This is a genomic window from Cellvibrio sp. pealriver (assembly GCF_001183545.1).
Taxonomy (GTDB): domain Bacteria; phylum Pseudomonadota; class Gammaproteobacteria; order Pseudomonadales; family Cellvibrionaceae; genus Cellvibrio.
In genome coordinates, this window is sequence record NZ_KQ236688.1 from 1,299,881 (window position 1) to 1,316,968 (window position 17,088).

Annotated in this window: 14 protein-coding genes; 13 read left to right on the forward strand and 1 reads right to left on the reverse strand. The window is 49.4% G+C overall.

Annotated elements, in window-relative coordinates; translation table 11 throughout:
- Positions 1 to 72 precede the first annotated feature (72 nt).
- The 8 genes from VC28_RS05405 to VC28_RS05440 all read left to right on the forward strand — a co-directional run bounded on the left by VC28_RS05405 (position 73) and on the right by VC28_RS05440 (position 11,530).
- Positions 73 to 738, forward strand: a complete 666-nt coding sequence (locus VC28_RS05405) for a cation efflux transmembrane domain-containing protein (protein WP_049629747.1) — start codon at positions 73 to 75, stop codon at positions 736 to 738.
- 73 nt (positions 739 to 811) lie between these two features.
- Positions 812 to 1,189 (forward strand): hypothetical protein, encoded by a 378-nt coding sequence (locus VC28_RS05410; RefSeq protein ID WP_049629748.1) that lies wholly within the window; start codon positions 812 to 814, stop codon positions 1,187 to 1,189.
- A gap of 82 nt (positions 1,190 to 1,271) precedes the next feature.
- Positions 1,272 to 2,546, forward strand: a complete 1,275-nt coding sequence (locus VC28_RS05415; protein ID WP_049629749.1) for a TolC family protein — start codon at positions 1,272 to 1,274, stop codon at positions 2,544 to 2,546.
- Positions 2,543 to 3,664 carry an efflux RND transporter periplasmic adaptor subunit gene (locus tag VC28_RS05420; protein WP_231591656.1) on the forward strand — a complete coding sequence of 374 codons (1,122 nt, stop codon included), beginning with the start codon at positions 2,543 to 2,545 and terminating at the stop codon, positions 3,662 to 3,664. The genes VC28_RS05415 and VC28_RS05420 overlap by 4 nt, the downstream gene beginning before the upstream one ends.
- Positions 3,665 to 3,717: 53 nt before the next feature.
- Complete coding sequence (locus VC28_RS05425; protein ID WP_049629750.1) at positions 3,718 to 6,828, forward strand: efflux RND transporter permease subunit; 3,111 nt, start codon at positions 3,718 to 3,720, stop codon at positions 6,826 to 6,828.
- A 157-nt stretch (positions 6,829 to 6,985) separates the two neighbouring features.
- Positions 6,986 to 7,387, forward strand: a complete 402-nt coding sequence (locus tag VC28_RS05430; RefSeq protein ID WP_049629751.1) for a hypothetical protein — start codon at positions 6,986 to 6,988, stop codon at positions 7,385 to 7,387.
- A gap of 56 nt (positions 7,388 to 7,443) precedes the next feature.
- Entirely contained in the window at positions 7,444 to 9,468 is a 2,025-nt protein-coding gene (locus VC28_RS05435; RefSeq protein ID WP_082191420.1) for a heavy metal translocating P-type ATPase, read from the forward strand.
- Positions 9,469 to 9,583: 115 nt separating this feature from the next.
- Positions 9,584 to 11,530 (forward strand): cytochrome c/FTR1 family iron permease, encoded by a 1,947-nt coding sequence (locus VC28_RS05440; RefSeq protein ID WP_231591657.1) that lies wholly within the window; start codon positions 9,584 to 9,586, stop codon positions 11,528 to 11,530.
- A 137-nt stretch (positions 11,531 to 11,667) separates the two neighbouring features.
- Here VC28_RS05440 and VC28_RS20030 read toward each other — a convergent pair whose 3' ends face one another.
- Positions 11,668 to 11,919, reverse strand: coding sequence for a helix-turn-helix domain-containing protein (locus VC28_RS20030; protein ID WP_049629753.1), 252 nt, complete (start codon positions 11,917 to 11,919; stop codon positions 11,668 to 11,670).
- A 65-nt stretch (positions 11,920 to 11,984) separates the two neighbouring features.
- Here VC28_RS20030 and VC28_RS05450 point away from each other — a divergent pair, with 65 nt between their 5' ends.
- The 5 genes from VC28_RS05450 to VC28_RS05470 all read left to right on the forward strand — a co-directional run bounded on the left by VC28_RS05450 (position 11,985) and on the right by VC28_RS05470 (position 17,087).
- Entirely contained in the window at positions 11,985 to 12,527 is a 543-nt protein-coding gene (locus VC28_RS05450) for a hypothetical protein (protein ID WP_231591658.1), read from the forward strand.
- Positions 12,524 to 13,948, forward strand: a complete 1,425-nt coding sequence (locus tag VC28_RS05455) for a DEAD/DEAH box helicase (RefSeq protein ID WP_049629755.1) — start codon at positions 12,524 to 12,526, stop codon at positions 13,946 to 13,948. The genes VC28_RS05450 and VC28_RS05455 overlap by 4 nt, the downstream gene beginning before the upstream one ends.
- A 67-nt stretch (positions 13,949 to 14,015) precedes the next feature.
- Positions 14,016 to 14,813 (forward strand): metallophosphoesterase, encoded by a 798-nt coding sequence (locus VC28_RS05460; RefSeq protein ID WP_049629756.1) that lies wholly within the window; start codon positions 14,016 to 14,018, stop codon positions 14,811 to 14,813.
- An 89-nt stretch (positions 14,814 to 14,902) separates the two neighbouring features.
- Positions 14,903 to 15,886 (forward strand): site-specific integrase, encoded by a 984-nt coding sequence (locus VC28_RS05465; RefSeq protein ID WP_049629757.1) that lies wholly within the window; start codon positions 14,903 to 14,905, stop codon positions 15,884 to 15,886.
- A 361-nt stretch (positions 15,887 to 16,247) separates the two neighbouring features.
- Complete coding sequence (locus VC28_RS05470; RefSeq protein WP_049629758.1) at positions 16,248 to 17,087, forward strand: SprT-like domain-containing protein; 840 nt, start codon at positions 16,248 to 16,250, stop codon at positions 17,085 to 17,087.
- Position 17,088: the final 1 nt, after the last annotated feature.

Genomic DNA, 17,088 nt, shown 5'->3' on the forward strand with positions numbered 1-17,088 from the left:
TCCCGCTTGACCCTCTAGTAACTATAGAGTTTATAGTGAACACATCTACTTTGACACAAGCGAGGCAGTACCATGAGTGATTGCGATTGCGATGTTGAGCTAAAAGACGGTGACCAGAAGACCGTCCTGTATTGGTTACTGGGTATCAATGCAGTGATGTTTATGCTGGAGTTGGGCGTTGGTTGGTTTGCTCAGTCCACTGGCTTGATTGCAGATTCCCTGGATATGTTGGCAGACGCGATTGTGTATGGCATTGCCCTGTACGCTGTAGGTCGTGCCATAACCGACAAAGCCAGAGCCGCGTTGGTCAGCGGTTATTTTCAGCTAATCCTCGCCGCCTTTATTGTGATCGATATTGTTCGGCGCGTGGTGTTTGGCAGTGAACCGGCGTCCCAACTGATGATGGGAATGGGTCTGCTTGCACTGGCCGCTAATGTTACCTGCCTGCTGTTGATCCAGCGGCACCGCCACGGCGAAGTGCACATGCGAGCCAGTTGGATCTTTTCTACCAATGATGTACTGGCTAATCTTGGGGTGATTATCAGCGGCGCATTGGTGGCCTGGATGAGTTCGCGCTGGCCAGATATTATTATCGGCAGCCTGATTGTAATACTCATCTTGCGCGGAGCCTGGTTGATATTGAGTGACGCCAAGCGGGAACTCAAAGAGCACAGCGTACCGGCGGAGTCTGGCTCTGATAAACCTTGCGGGTCCTCACAAAACAGCGGACACAAGTGATGCCACGGCACGGTTTACTGGTAGGCTTTGGCTCAGTTCCGCTCATCCCTCACATCTTTAGGATCCTGATCTGGTGAAACCTCTGTTACGCCATCGTCATTTTGCACTTCTGGCCCTGGCGCTCTGGCTCATCGCCAGTTGGAGTGGTGTGCATGGGCATTTTTGTTTTGATGGCCAGGAGCCACCCCTTTCGTTTCACGTAGATGTGCTGGATGGCCATACGGTTCATGGAGATGGAGACGCCCACCAGGATCTCGATATTGAGCAGTCTCAATCTGTGCTGGTCAAAGCCTTCAAGCTCGATCTTTTCCTCCCTTTCTTACTGGCATTGGTCATTATTCTGCGCGCCTGCGGAACGACCTTTACCATTCAATCCATTACCTCCACGCGCCCACGGCACAGTGTCGGTGTACGACCACCCTTGCGTGCACCTCCCACTATCCCAGCCTGATTTCCTTTAATCGCCCTGCATAAACAGGGTTCAACGATCCAATGTATATCGTCGGGTCATGATTTTTGGCTGGAGTAAAACCATGCATTTTTTTCAGAAGGTGATCGCAGGTTCCGCGATCACAGTGTTATGCCATGCCCCGGCTGGGCTGGCAGCACCAACGACGTCGCTTACGCTTGATGAAGCTCTGCGCGCGACGATTGCGCACAATCCTCAACTATCGGCTTACCCGTTTAAAGCCGCCGCACTCGCTGGTGAACAGCAAACGGCAGGGTTACGACCGGAGTTTCGCGTTGGTGCCGAGCTTGAAAACGTAGCGGGTTCTGGCGAATTACGCGGAACCGATGCAGCTGAACTCACCATCGCCGTGTCCTCAGTAATTGAACTTGGCGGAAAACGCGATGCACGTTTGGGTGTGGTTACCGCACGCCAACAGCAATTGCAGACCGAGCAACGCGTCTTAACACTGGATGTGTTGTCTGCGGTAACTCGCCAATTCCTTGCGTTGGTAGCAGCCCAGGAACAGTTGGCCCTGCATACCGAAGCCAATCGTATTGCACAGGATACGCTCACCTCTTTACGGCGTCAGGTTCAAGCTGGTCGGCTGCCCGAAGCGGAAGTGCTGCGGGCGCAAGCCAGTCTTGCCCGTGCGAGTGTTGCGTTAAAACAGGCAGAACAAGCCGTGCGGCATGAGCGCCTGTTGTTATCGGCCCAATGGGCTGATCCCACCCCTGATTTCCAAACTGTACAAGGTGACTTGTACGCAATACCTCCTTCCGTGTCTCTTTCAGACCTTCAATCGCGGTTAGCTAACAATCCGGATCTGTTACTGCTTACCAGCGAAATTGACGTGCGTAGCGCTGAACTGCGTGAAGCGCGCTCGAATCGTCGCGGTGATGTTGAGTGGAGCGCGGGCGTGCGCCGTCTTCAGGACAGCGGTGATTCTGCAGCCGTAGTGGGCGTAAGCGTACCGCTCGGCTCAAGTCGTCGGGCTTCGGGAGCTTTGGCCACTGCAACTGCGCAACACGCGGTAGCACAACAAGCCCATGACAGCGCGCGTATCCGGTTAGAAGCCGAATTGATTGGTCTTGCGGATGAACAGCAACAAGCCATTAACGAACTGGGCATCTTACGCAATGAAGTGATTCCGGCATTACGTCGCGCCCTCGAGGCAACCGGAGATGGTTTCGAACAGGGGCGTTACAGCTACCTGGAATTAACCCTCGCCCAAGGTGAATTACTCGATGCGCAATTGGCGGTGGTGAATGCCGCAGAGCGCGTGCAACAAACCCGCATCGAATTGGAACGGCTGACAGGCGTTGCCCTGACTCAAAAGAATAGTGAGGTTACCCCATGAAAACACGCAAACAACAATCCCTAAAACCCTGGTTAATCTTCGGGCTACTCGCTGCCTTATTAATTGGTATGTTCGGTGTTGATGTCTATTTGGCCAGCGCGGCCGAGACAGGTAAACCGGCAACTGAAACCAAACCAACCCCAAAAGCAGCCACGAAACCGGCCGCCCATGACGATGAGGATGGCGAAGACGCTCATGATCACGACGATGAAGATGATCATGGTAAAGGTGAGAAAGAGCACGAAGATGGCGATAAGCATGAACACGGTGAAGAAGAACACGGCCATAAAGAAGACCATGAAGAAGGCAAAATCACCCTGTCCAACGAGCAATTGCGCAATACTGGTATTCAGGTGGTAAAAGCCGGTCCGGTTGCCATTCGCCAAACACTTCCGCTGTATGGTGTGATCACGCCTAGTGCTGATGGTATCCAACAAGTCTCAGCGCGTTTCCCCGGTATCATACGTCAGCTAACGCGCAAACCAGGCGACCGTGTGGCGGCAGGCGATGTACTGGCAACTATCGAAAGCAACGAAAGCCTTAAGGTGTATTCCGTAACGGCAACGATCAACGGGGTCATTACAGATCGCCAAGGTGCGGTGGGTGAAAAGACTTCCGATGCACCACTTTTCACTATTGCGAACACCTCAACGGTTTGGGTCGATCTGACTCTGTTTCCGCGCGATATTGCCCGGGTTAAATCAGGGCAAGCAGTCCGGGTAGTACAGTCTCAACGAGGGCTCTCTGGTGAGGGATCAGTAATTTATGTTGGCGCCCATGCCAATCCGGTAAATCAATCCACTACCGCACGGGCATCACTTGATAATGCGGAAGGCCAATGGTTCGCAGGTCATTTCGTCAATGCTGAAATCACCTTGGCTGAGACCAAAGTTGCCGTTGCAGTACGCAATGAAGCCTTGCAAACCCACGAAGGGAAAACGGTGGTATTCGTGCGGGAAGCGGATGGGTTTGAACCCCGGCCTATCCAGGCGGGACGTGCGGATAGCGTGCATACCGAAATTGTGTCTGGATTGGCCGCTGGCGATGCCTATGTCGCCAGCAACAGTTTTATCCTGAAGTCGGATTTGGGCAAGGAGAGCGCAGAGCATGAACACTAAGCGACTTTCCCCTATGCATCACCTGGCGTGCTCTCAATTGTGGAGGTGCAGCCATGGTTGATGCACTGATCCAGTTTTCCATCGCGCGTCGTTGGCTGATTATCTTCTTTGTCGTTGTAGTTGCCGCTGCTGGTGTATGGAACTACAACCGGTTACCGATTGATGCGGTACCGGATATCACCAACGTACAAGTCCAGATCAACACACAAGCTCCCGGTTACTCGCCACTGGAAGTTGAGCAACGCATTACCTACCTGGTGGAAGTCGCGATTGCAGGTTTACCGCATGTCGAAAGCACCCGGTCACTCTCGCGGTATGCCTTATCGCAGGTGACTGTGGTATTCGAAGACGGGACCGATATCTACTTCGCGCGCAATATTCTCAACGAGCGTTTGCAACAGGCCAAAAGCCAAATGCCTGCCGGTATCGAGCCTGAGATGGGACCGGTTGCTACGGGTCTTGGTGAAATCTTCCACTACTCAGTTCACGCCGATCCAGAAGCGCGTCAGCCTAATGGGCAACCCTACGACGCGATGGCGTTGCGTACCCTGCAAGACTGGGTAATACGTCCGCAATTGCGTCTGGTACCTGGCGTTACTGAAGTGAATACCATTGGTGGATTCGAAAAACAATTCCACATCACCCCGGATCCGGGATTGATGCTGGCTTACGGGATTGTGTTTGATGATGTGGTTCAGGCGCTGGAGAACAACAACACCAACATTGGCGCAGGTTACATCGAGAAAAACGGTGAGCAGTACCTGATACGTGCACCAGGACAGCTCTCCGATATCCCGGCTATCAAAAAGGTCATCGTCGGTCGCCGCGATGGTGTCCCGGTCACCATTGGCGATATTGCATCCGTCGGATTGGGCAAAGAATTGCGCACCGGTGCCGCCACTCGTGACGGTGAGGAAACAGTGCTCGGTACAGCGGTGATGTTGGTGGGCGAAAACAGCCGAACGGTATCGCACGCTGTCGCGGCTAAACTCGCGGAAATCAATCGGACTTTACCGAAAGGTGTCACCGCTGATGCCGTATACGACCGTACGGTACTGGTGGAGAAAACCATCGCTACGGTACAAAAGAACCTTGTGGAGGGGGCGATCCTGGTGGTAGTGGTATTGCTCGTAATGCTTGGCAATGTTCGCGCCGCGTTACTGACTGCGATGGTTATTCCGCTCTCGATGCTGATGCTAATGACCGGGATGGTGCAAACGAAAGTCAGCGCCAACCTGATGAGCCTGGGCGCACTGGATTTCGGCCTAATCGTCGATGGGGCCGTGATCATTGTGGAGAACTGCCTGTTGCGACTTTCACAACGCCAACATCATTTGGGGAGGTTGCTGGATATCGAGGAACGTTTACATACGGTTTTCAGTGCAACCCGCGAAGTATTCACGCCCAGCTTGATTAGCGTTTTGGTCGTGATCCTGGTGAACATTCCGATTCTCGCGCTCACCGGTGTGGAAGGGAAAATGTTCACGCCCATGGCGTTCGCAGTAATCATGGCGTTAATCGCTGCGCTCATCCTTTCCCTGACATTTATACCGGCAGCACTCGCCTTGTGTATGACGGGCAAGATTGAGGAAAAAGAAAATCGTGTGATCGCCAAGTCCAAAGCGGCTTATGTTCCAACGCTCGATTTTGCGCTCAAGCGCCGCGTTCCCATCCTTGTCGGAGCTATCGTGTTTGTGATCGGATCCGGCTGGCTGGCATCGCGGATGGGAACCGAATTTGTTCCCAACCTGGATGAGGGCGATATTGCCGTGCAAGCGTTGCGGATCCCCGGTACCAGCCTCACCCAATCCCTTGAAATGCAATTTCAGGTGGAGAAGGCAGTGATGTCGGTTCCCGAGGTCAAAACGTTTTTCTCACGGGTGGGTACCGCTGAAGTAGCGAGTGACCCCATGGGGCCCAACATTTCAGACGGCTACGTCATGCTGAAAGACAGGGCGGATTGGCCGGATCCAGACAAATCCAAGGCGGAAATTCTCGAAGCCATTGAAACGCAGCTGGCCAAAGTACCGGGTAACGCCTACGAAATCAGCCAGCCAATCCAACTGCGATTTAATGAACTCATCTCCGGGGTACGCTCGGATCTTGGGGTCAAAATTTACGGTGATGACCTGAATCAGCTGTTGGCTTCCGGTAACCAGATCGCCAGCCTACTTAACAGCATCAAGGGCGCAGAGGGCGTTAAAGTGGAACAGGCAGAAGGCCTGCCTCTACTTTCCATCGATGCAGACCGGGATTTGCTGCTGCGCTACGGCATCAATATGGCGGATCTTCAGGACACCTTGGCTGCGGCAACCGGCGGTGAGGAAGCTGGCCAGATCTTTGAAGGCGATCAGCGGTTTGGATTAGTGGTGAGGCTTCCCGAGAAACAACGCAATGACCTTACCGCATTGTCCTACCTGCCCATTCCATTGCCGGATGGCGGTTACGTACCGCTTGGTGAAGTCGCTCGCCTCAACCTTGCCCCCGGTGCGAACCAGATTAGCCGTGAGAACGGCAAGCGCCGTCTGGTCGTCAGCGCGAATGTGACTGGTCGCGATTTGGGCGGGTTTGTGGCCGAAGTTCAAGAAAAAATCGGTCAACAAGTGAAGCTCCCTCCAGGTTATTGGCTGGAGTACGGCGGCACCTTCGAGCAGCTGCAATCGGCGTCCGAGCGATTGGGGTTATTGGTCCCACTAACACTGCTGATGATTTTTGCACTGCTTATGATGACCTTCGGATCCGCAAAAGATGCCTTGCTGGTATTTAGTGGGGTACCGCTCGCGCTGACCGGTGGGGTTATTTTCTTGTGGTTACGGGATATTCCATTGTCGATTACGGCCGGGGTCGGTTTTATCACCTTGTCCGGAGTGGCAGTGCTAACCGGAGTCATGATGGTGTCTGCCTTCCGTGACGGTTTACGAAATGGCCTGGCTATCGAGCATGCTATCCGGGAAGGGGCTATGTTGCGCCTGAGGCCGATCTTGATGGTCGCGCTGGTTGCTGCGTTGGGGTTCTTGCCGATGGCACTGAACACCAGCACCGGTGCTGAAGTTCAGCGGCCGTTAGCTACCGTCGTTATTGGTGGCATTTTATCGTCCACCATTCTGACCTTACTTGTGTTGCCAGGGCTGTATCGCATGGCGCACCGCGAAACCGGTCGGTAACAAAAATGCCGCCGGTGCAACACACCGGCGGCATTTACCTTAGTACATGAGCGCTATCGAACACGCTTTACCGATTGGATATCTGAAACGATTTTTTAAAGCTCATTGACCGGGTGTACCTGGTTCTCACCGAATTCGCTTCACAGGAGAATTCATTATGATGTCTTTTACACGGTTAATAGCATTACTTCTTCTCACGGCATTATTAAGTGCCTGCCAATCAACATCCCAACAACACATGCAAGTCATATTTAAAACCGATCAATTGCAGAAGCATCATTTGAGTTTAAAGGCAGCGGCTGTATTCGAGGGCCAAAATTTAATATTAAGCGGCCAAGTAAAGCCTGAACATAAACAAGTGCATGTGGAATGTGGCCAACTGCAATTCCAGATTTTTGATAAGCAAGGTGTTTTGCTAAAAACAGCTACCGCCGATTACGAGCCATGCCATCTTCATTACAAACCCAACACCCGGCGGTCTGGAAAATTTTCCGTCATTGTGAACGGAGTTCAATCACAAGCATTAATAATTCATACCAGCTTACTGATAAAGCAATGACTATCTAATCGCGATTGGTGTTTACACCGAATATTTTGATGAGTTGAGGTAATCCAATGGACCATACATCTGATAACGAAACGCAGAAAACGCCAACAAGTTGCTCAAGTACGACCAGCAATAGCGCCCCTAATGAAGGTAAAACAAAATGTGGGGATTGTTGTGGCGCTGAAGCTCAGCTGTCACTGCACGACGATCATGATCATGCTAATTCTGAAGCGAGTAATATCAGCTTATTTCTGCCAGCGATCATCAGTCTGGTTGCGTTATTGATTGCCATTGCATTGGATAATTTTTTCCCGCAATCCTGGTTCACTGGTTGGATAAGGCTCGGGTGGTACGTCGCAGCCTACATTCCCGTTGGTTTCCCTGTGCTAAAAGAAGCGGTTGAAAGTATCCGTAAGGGTGATGTTTTTTCCGAGTTTTTCCTGATGGGAATTGCAACTATTGGGGCCTTCGCGATTGGTGAATACCCAGAAGGTGTAGCCGTCATGTTGTTTTACTCTGTGGGTGAAGCATTCCAAAATATTGCTGTCAGGAGAGCAAAAACCAATATTAAAACCTTGCTTGACCAACGCCCTGATGAGGTCAATGTATTACAGGGTAACCAGGCAATTACCCGCAAAGCAGAAACGGTAGCCATTGGAGAAATCATCCAGCTCAAAGCCGGGGAAAAATTAGCATTGGATGGCGAGCTTATTTCCAATAATGCTTTTTTTGACACAGCAGCGCTCACCGGTGAAAGCAAACCGGATGGAAAAAATAAAGGCGATGTTGTTCTGGCTGGCATGATCAACCTCAATGGTGTCGCCCAAGTAAAAGTCACTACCGCTTACAAGGACAGCAAGTTATCCCGCATTCTTGAATTGGTCCAAAACGCCTCGGCACAAAAAGCTCCGACTGAATTGTTTATCAGAAAGTTCGCCAAAATTTACACGCCTATCGTGGTGGCGCTGGCACTCGCGATTTCCACCTTGCCTTACTTTTTTGTCGATAATTATGTGTTTAGCGAATGGCTTTACCGCGCGCTCATTTTCCTGGTGATCTCTTGTCCCTGTGCACTGGTGATCAGTATTCCGTTGGGATATTTCGGTGGTATCGGTGCCGCGAGCAAACACGGCATCTTGTTCAAGGGCAGTAACTTCCTTGATGTGATAGCCAGTATTCAGCACGTGGTCATGGATAAAACAGGAACCATCACTGAAGGGGTGTTTAAAGTACAGGATGTGAACTTCAACGATAAATTTAATCGCGATGAAATACTCGGTATGGTCAACGCGTTGGAAAGTCGAAGCACGCATCCGGTCGCCACAGCAATCCACCAATTTGTGGGTGAGGTTGATCATAACCTGCCACTCAACAATATTGAAGAGATCGCGGGCCATGGGTTAAAAGCAGAAATCAACGGAAAAAATCTGTTGGTCGGAAACTTTCGATTGCTGGATAAATTTTCAATCCGCTATGACATCGATCCGTCATCCATCGTTTACACCACGATTGCTGTCGCCTACGGTGATCAATTTGTAGGCTACATCACGATTGCCGATTCCATAAAAGAGGATGCCCACTTAACAATAAACTTACTCAAATCCCTAGGCATTAACGCAACGATGTTAAGCGGCGATAAAAATACTGTAGTCCAATATGTGGCAAAAACCTTGGGTATCACTAATGCGCATGGAGACTTACTGCCGGAAGATAAAGTAAACAAAGTAAAAGCAATAAAATCAAAAAACGAATCCGTCGCATTCGTCGGTGACGGTGTGAATGATGCGCCTGTGGTTGCTTTAAGCGATGTGGGTATCGCGATGGGTGGCCTGGGCAGTGATGCCACGATAGAAACAGCCGATGTTGTCATTCAAGATGACAAACCCAGCAAAATTCCCACAGCCATTGCTATTGGCAAACAAACGAAACGCATTGTTTGGCAAAATATTTCACTCGCCTTCGGTGTGAAGGCTGTGGTCTTGATATTGGGTGCAGGTGGTTTAGCAACGATGTGGGAAGCTGTTTTTGCTGATGTTGGTGTAGCGTTGTTGGCTATCATGAACGCCGTCCGGATCCAACGAATGAAATTTTGAATAAGCAGTTCGGTCTCCCTCAAAATAATGTTGCGGAAAACTCTTCCACCTGTTGGGTGAATCTTCTGAACAGATTTATATCTACCCGATTCCTAAGCTTGGAGGTAAAACATCGGTGAATAATTCGAAACGTTTTCACATGGGTATCGTGAGTGTTGTTGTAACCTGGTTTCTTATTGCGAGTTCTGCATTCGCACAAAACGCTGCTCCCGAAGATTCAAAACAGCTATGGCAGCTCCTTGACTATGTCGCGGTTGACTACAGTGGAGCGGTCGAAGACGGTGTTGTCATCAGCGAAGCGGAATACGCTGAAATGCTGGATTTCACCATGAATGCGGGCGCGCAGTTACAGTCGTTACCCGAGCATGAATCCAAGCAAAACATCGCCAGCAAAATTTCCGAACTGCGCGCAGCTGTTCTGCAAAAACAAGCCGCTAACGATGTCGCGCACCTTGCGCAACAAGCAAACGCACTCTTGATCGCCGCTTATCCCTTTCCGGTAGCGCCAGGAACTGTTCCCGATCTTGTTCGCGGTCAATCACTGTATGCAGTGCAATGTGCTTCATGCCATGGCGTCGAAGGAAAAGGTGATGGTCCGCTTGCAGAAAAGTTGGAGCCCAAACCCATTGCGTTTACGGATGCGGAGCGCGCTCGCACGCGCAGCATCATGGCGCTTTATCAGGTTATTTCCCAAGGGGTGGGAGGCACGTCGATGGTGAGTTTTAATTCACTACCCGAGGAAGATCGATGGGCGCTCGCATTTTATATCGGTACATTTTCCCACGATGAGTCCATGCGCGCACAAGGCAAGCAACTATGGGATAGCAACGATGGGCAGGCAAAGAACCTCTTCACCGATTTAACCGCGCTCACAACCATCACTGAAGCAGCACTGGCCGAAACAACGCACGAAAATACCGCTCGTCCCATAACGGCGTACCTGAGGGCCAATCCCGCTGCAGTAGAAGCAAACAAACGCGCGGGTTTGGCATTAACGCGCTTGCGTCTTGCAGAAAGCCTTGCCGCTGTGCGAGCCGGAGATCGACATCGTGCTACCCGCTTGAGCCTGTCGGCATACCTGGATGGCTTTGAACCGCTTGAGCCGGTAGTCGCTACTCGTGATAGTGCTTTGATGATCGCCGTTGAAAGAGCAATGCTTAACTATCGCTCAGCCATCGCTAAAGGAACAGTTGAGGATGCTGAAGCAGCGGCGGTTGAATTAGAGCAGCTTTTCTCCCACGTTGATGGGGTATTGCAAGAAGCCAAAGCAGACCCGGCCACTACGTTTATCGGAGCGCTCACGATTCTTTTACGCGAAGGAGTTGAGGCTTTATTGATTGTTATCGGCATGATCACGTTCCTGAAAAAGACTGATAAACCCGATGCGCTGCGCCACGTTCACAGGGGATGGATAAGCGCTTTGTTTGCAGGTGTCCTGACGTGGGTGGTGGCAACGTATTTGATCGGAATCAGTGGTGCTAACCGCGAGGTGACCGAGGGTGTTGGGTCATTACTCGCCGCTGTCGTTTTGCTGAGTGTTGGGTTATGGATGCATCAAAAAAGCAGCGCGGGTAAGTGGCAAGATTATCTGAAAGGAAAATTATCAGCGGCGGTTTCGAATCGATCAGCATGGGCGCTATTTACACTGGCATTCATTGCGGTGTATCGGGAAGTTTTTGAAACGGTGCTGTTTTATTCCGCACTGGCAGCAGATGGCAATAGCGGAGCGCTGATCGCTGGCTTTTTAACGGCAGTATTATTATTAGTTGTGATTGCATGGATATTATTGCGCACCACTGCACGCATGCCGTTAGAGATGTTTTTCGCTTTCACATCCATCCTGGTAATGATCCTTGCAGTAATTTTGACAGGGAAAGGCGTGTCAGCGTTACAAGAAGCAGGATGGATTGGTGTAAATCTAATTGCTGCTCCGCGCGTAGAATGGCTCGGACTTTATCCGACAGTAGAGACATTTGTTTCACAGGGAGTAGTTGCATTAGTAGCAGTGGGCTATTTCAGCGTCGACTGGATTAAAACCAGTAATAAGGGAATCAAAACATAAAAAATAAACGATGTTTACGAAATACATTTACACGAGGTAAAGCACAGAAGACGATGTAAAGCTGTTTGAAAAAAACAGAGTGAAATCACAGTTGAAAAAGCCCGACCATTCTTGAAATCGTCGGGCTTTTTATTTTTTCAGTCGCCGTCGTTAAGTGAGTTGATGAGGATATCCAAACCCTCGTGAGGATCGACGCCCAGGACTTGGCAATACCTCACAAATTCAAGGACTTCAATTTTCCGTCGGTCCTGTTCCATCTTGCCCAGTACAGAATGATGCCTCCCCATGGCGAGCGAGGCTTCGCGGAGTGTCAAGCCACTCGCTTCCCGCTGCTTTTTTAGCCAGGTACGTAGCTGTTCATACTGAGGTGAGTAAGGAGATGATTTCATTGTCTCGATGATAGAGACAGGATAGAATGGCGCGAAATTCGAGACATGAGGCGTCAATCTCTATCATGAAATCCCTCACCGTTAAGTCCGGGCTGCTTTCAGCATTCTCAACACTCGTAAACCGCGAGTTCACGGTACACCAGCTCACAGAGGCCTATTTGAATGATCCATCGTGTCTTCATAACTCCAAAAAGGCTGCTCGCCAATTTGTTTATCGGAATATGCTTCGCCTCATCGATAATGGTGAATTGACTCGGGTTGTAGTAGATGGTGGCTGGCCTTTATATCGGTTAACACCCCGGTTTCAACCACTAGCGGCAGAAGCTGCCGATGTAACTCCTGTACGGCCTGCAGCTTCTGAGAAAGTCACAGTTGTAAACAACAGCCCCCGCCAAAGCCTGCAAGAACGCTTGAACCGGCATAAGTTGGAAATGCTGACAGTAATGGGTGAAACCGAGGAATACGATGCAATTTGCAGTGAAATACCCGAACTGAGGAATGATGTACAGCCGCTGTATAACCAATCCCGCGATAAATGTTCCAAACTGCTCGGGCGCGTGAAAGCCCTTGAGAGTCTGCTGGCAAGGGAAACGGGATTGGCCCAATGAAGTTAAGACACTGGCAATCTGGGTGTGTTGAACAGGCTCTGGTGAAATTCCGGAATGAAGGAAATCACTTCCTGTGCCTCGCCACACCCGGTGCTGGCAAGACAGTCATGGCGGCGACCTTGGCGAAGCGGCTTTTACAGCTAGGCATGATCGATTTGGTATTGTGTTTTTCCCCGTCAATTATTGTGTCGTCGGATTTTCAGCAAGCACTGGAGGCCAGTACCAACCAGCGGATGGACGGTCGTCTCGGATCAAAAGGACAATCATTGACCTATCAGTCGATGTTGAACCTGCAAGATGCGTTTTGGACATTGCTTCAAACCCACCGCGTGCTGGTGATTTTTGATGAAATTCATCACTGCGCAGGCGACAACCTTGAGAATGCAAATGCCTGGGGCCAAACTATCATCCAACATATCCAGGGGCATGCGGCCTATACCATTGCATTAACCGGCACACCCTGGCGCTCTGACCGAATTCCCATTGCTCTATCGAACTACTGCAAGAACAACAAGATCCGCTGTGATTTTGTGTATGGAATGGCGCAGGCAATACAGGAAAATGTGTGCCGGGCACCCAGCATCACACTGGTGGACAATGACCGCATCGTCGTTAAACGTGGTGATAAAACCGACAAGTATTCGTCCTTTGCTGGATTGCTCAAACTGTCGGATTGCTCCTACCAACAACTGATCGATAACGATGCGCTGATTGTGTACTTATTGAAACAATCCGCTAAGAAGTTGATGCAACTTCGAAAGCAACAACTGAATGCGGGTGGCCTTATCGTGGCAGCATCGGTAGATCATGCCTATAAGATTGCGACACTACTAGAACGTCACTTAGGACAACGCGCTTGTGTCGCCACTTATATGGATGAAGACGCCCACGGCATAATTAATACGTTTAGAAACAGCACTCAGCCCTGGATTATTTCTGTGGGGATGGTGAGCGAAGGCACTAACATTCCACGACTGCGTGTGTGCTGTCACCTGACCCGAGTTAAAACAGAATTGCATTTCCGGCAGGTATTGGGCCGTGTTTTGCGCATGGGAGATATTCCCGGTGAAAGTTATTTGTATCTACCAGCCGAACCTAATCTCGTGGAATACGCGAACCGAGTCGCGGAAGAAATACCTGAGTCTGCAACCATTCGACGTGACACGCTGCCAAACAGCGACGATGAAAAACCATTAGCAACAAAGTTGCAGGAACCATTACAAACCGAAGAAATTACGGAAATTATTTTTGAAAATATGCCGGTCGGCGAGTCACAACCTGACGCTGACAATCCGCAACCCATTCAAATTTCTATGCTGGCGCAATCCTATGACACCACCATCAATGTGTTCGGACGGTTTCGTCAGGAGCTGCTGCAATTGCATCGACTGTATGCCAGTGAATCCGGAAGCTCGTTATAACTGACACCAGGCAATCCACGCTACACTATGGGTATATTTACCGATCCGATCCTGCATAGCTTAAAAAATGAAAATTGCGCTTATATCTGATGTACACGCCGAGTTTTATAAAAACGAACCTGATTGGCTACCACCACTACCTGAAAACCCTGATGTGCTAGTTCTCGCTGGAGATATTTACATCGGCAAGTTACTTGTCCCTTTTATTGAGCTGGTCAGCAAAGCTTTGCCACACACCCACTTGGTTGTTATTGCAGGAAACCATGAGTTCTATCGTCAATACCGGCTCACCACTTTGAAAGCCTACCGAGAAGCATTTGTTACACATCCACACATTCATTTTCTGGAAAATGATTATGTGGATATTGATGGCGTGCGTTTTATAGGAGCCACTTTGTGGACAGGATTTCCATTGCATTCAACGCAATACACATCCAAAGAAGTGATGAATTATGCACGGGACAATGTCTCCGACTTTAGTTTGATTGCCGAGGACTCAGGAGATAAGGTGGTTGCCTTCAGCCCTGAAATGGCCAAAATCCTTTTTGATGAATCAAAAGCAAAACTCACGCAAGCATTGGCAAAATCTGATACGAAAAAATGTGTTGTCGTTACTCACTCTCCTCCAGCAAAAAAAGTGCGTCATCCAAAATTTGCACTCGATAAAGTGACCTCTTATTTCACTGCCGACTGTGAAGATATTATTAAAATCCATCAGCCAGCTTATTGGTTTTATGGTCACAATCATTGGTCATCAACAACCCGCATAGGCAACACGATATTGGTGAGCAATCAGTTTGGTTATCCCAACGAACGCTGGAAAATGGGCGGCGATTTTAATCCCAACCTGATAATAGAGATTTAGTGTAAAAACCCTAAATGGGGATCTGTCTATTGCTTCAGGGGGTACTCCAGCGCACTATTTGCATCAATAGAACAAACCCTAATTCCACTATGGCTACAGTAGATCAATACATCCATGCCGCCACTCGTGACAATACGAGGAAAAGCTATCAATCCGCGATTGAGCATTTCGAGGTTCAATGGGGTGGATTCTTACCCGCAACAGCTGACTCAGTAGCGCGTTACCTGGCAGACCATGCCGGGATATTGGCAATCAATACATTAAAACAGCGATTGGCAGCACTTGCCCAATGGCATTTGGACCAAGGTTTTCCTGACCCCACCAAAGCCCCGCTTGTGAAAAAAGTGTTGCGAGGTATTCGTGCGACACATGTCACTCAAGAGAAACAAGCCAGACCATTGCAATTGTCAGAGTTAGAGCAGCTCGATACCTGGCTAAGCCAACAGATTATACTGGCGGCGTCCCAGGGGAATCGAACCCTGTTATTAAAACATCGGCGTGACCGCGCCTTGGTGCTGTTGGGGTTCTGGCGTGCATTTCGAAGTGATGAACTGAGCCAGTTAGAAATCGACCATATTGATCTTATTCCCAGCGAAGGAATGAGAATATTTTTACCCCGCAGTAAAACGGATAGGAACCATCAAGGAAAAACGTACGCTGTTCCAGCTTTATCCCGCCTTTGTCCTGTTACGGCTTACCAGGAGTGGATTGATGAGTCCGGGCTCACTGCAGGCCCAGTGTTCCGAAGTATCAATCGTTGGGGACAGATAAGCCCCGCTGCACTGCATCCCATCAGCATTATCCCGTTGCTTCGCGGGCTATTGGTAACCGCTAATATCCTGGATGCGGAGCGGTTTAGCAGTCATTCCCTTCGTCGCGGTTTTGCCAGTTGGGCGAATGCCAGCGGTTGGGATTTGAAAACATTAATGGATTATGTGGGCTGGAAAGATGCGCGCTCAGCCATGAAATACATTGATACGCCAGATCCTTTTCTGCAAAACCGCATTAACAAAGAACTGGACAGTTCCACACCAAAAACCCTCACCATCATTCCGGCCGAGCAGCACCAGTAAAGCCTCTATCCTCAGAAAAACCGCATAACCAACTTTTCAACCGACATTACAGTGATATACGCCTAATCACCTGGTGATCAAGGTGGGTCATTTCTTGTCCGGAATCTGGATCAACGTACGATTAAAAGGGGCATCTCATTTACAAACAGCCCAAACAAAATTAAGGTACGCTTATCCACGAGTAGTACAGTATTGAAATGAAGATAAACTAATTGATGGAAGATTTTTGATAATTTTTTTAAATCAAAAAGTGCGAAATTGCATCTTTTTATTTCAAAAAGAAATAAAAATTTATGTTTAAATAACCAAGTATTGATTTTTCTGGATCGTACGATCCAGAAAATTGACTGGAATTTGATCAATGCGGACGCCAACAGAAGAATCTTATCGCCCATTTGAGGAGGCCTACAGCTTCTTCAACCAGCGATTATTTGGCGGCGAGTTACCGGATTGCCTGATTACGTTTCAACGTCAAAAACGCATCATGGGATATGTTTCGCTCGAACGATGGGTAAATAACCAGCAAGAGTATAAACACGAGCTAGCGATAAACCCAGAGTATTTTGCAAATTATCCCTTGATTGAAATATGCCAAACGCTTTGCCACGAAATGGTTCATGTCTGGCAATCAAAATTTGGCACTCCAGGTCGTCGCGGTTATCACAATCTGGAATGGGCAGAAAAAATGATTGCCATAGGGTTGATGCCATCCACAACAGGTGAGCCCGGTGGCGACATTGTGGGAGAGCACGTTGCCGATTATATTCTTGCCGACGGTGCATTTAAGGCAGCATTCGATGAGTTGACTGCAACAGGATTTCAACTGACCTGGATGGATCGTTACCCTGTTGTTCGCCAACAAGCCCCCATCCTATCTTATACCCGCCTTGGAAAGCCCGTTCAAATCGAGACCTCCGTACAACCTGAAAAAATCGTGGATGCTCGAAGCCATCAAATCGACACCGCCATACAAACCATGCATCCACTACCGTATAGTTTTGAGGAACTTGATGCCGCATTCACAGCAACACTTTCACCACAACTGCCTCCTGCAGTACAACTGCCGCCGACAACCAAACCACGCAATACGTCCAATAAACACAAATATCGTTGCCCTATGTGCCACCTGCAATTGTGGGGCAAGCCTGATCTCTATGTGATTTGCGGTGAATGCAATAAAACCCTGCTTGAAATTGAATAAG

Bases quoted from the DNA above. Each gene is read 5' to 3' on its own strand.
- VC28_RS05405 (WP_049629747.1), top strand. From the start codon at position 73: ATGAGTGATTGCGATTGCGATGTTGAGCTAAAAGACGGTGACCAGAAG.
- VC28_RS05415 (WP_049629749.1), top strand. From the start codon at position 1,272: ATGCATTTTTTTCAGAAGGTGATCGCAGGTTCCGCGATCACAGTGTTA.
- VC28_RS05420 (WP_231591656.1), top strand. From the start codon at position 2,543: ATGAAAACACGCAAACAACAATCCCTAAAACCCTGGTTAATCTTCGGG.
- VC28_RS05425 (WP_049629750.1), top strand. From the start codon at position 3,718: ATGGTTGATGCACTGATCCAGTTTTCCATCGCGCGTCGTTGGCTGATT.
- VC28_RS05430 (WP_049629751.1), top strand. From the start codon at position 6,986: ATGATGTCTTTTACACGGTTAATAGCATTACTTCTTCTCACGGCATTA.
- VC28_RS05435 (WP_082191420.1), top strand. From the start codon at position 7,444: ATGGACCATACATCTGATAACGAAACGCAGAAAACGCCAACAAGTTGC.
- VC28_RS20030 (WP_049629753.1), bottom strand. From the start codon at position 11,919: ATGAAATCATCTCCTTACTCACCTCAGTATGAACAGCTACGTACCTGG.
- VC28_RS05450 (WP_231591658.1), top strand. From the start codon at position 11,985: ATGAAATCCCTCACCGTTAAGTCCGGGCTGCTTTCAGCATTCTCAACA.
- VC28_RS05455 (WP_049629755.1), top strand. From the start codon at position 12,524: ATGAAGTTAAGACACTGGCAATCTGGGTGTGTTGAACAGGCTCTGGTG.
- VC28_RS05460 (WP_049629756.1), top strand. From the start codon at position 14,016: ATGAAAATTGCGCTTATATCTGATGTACACGCCGAGTTTTATAAAAAC.
- VC28_RS05465 (WP_049629757.1), top strand. From the start codon at position 14,903: ATGGCTACAGTAGATCAATACATCCATGCCGCCACTCGTGACAATACG.
- VC28_RS05470 (WP_049629758.1), top strand. From the start codon at position 16,248: ATGCGGACGCCAACAGAAGAATCTTATCGCCCATTTGAGGAGGCCTAC.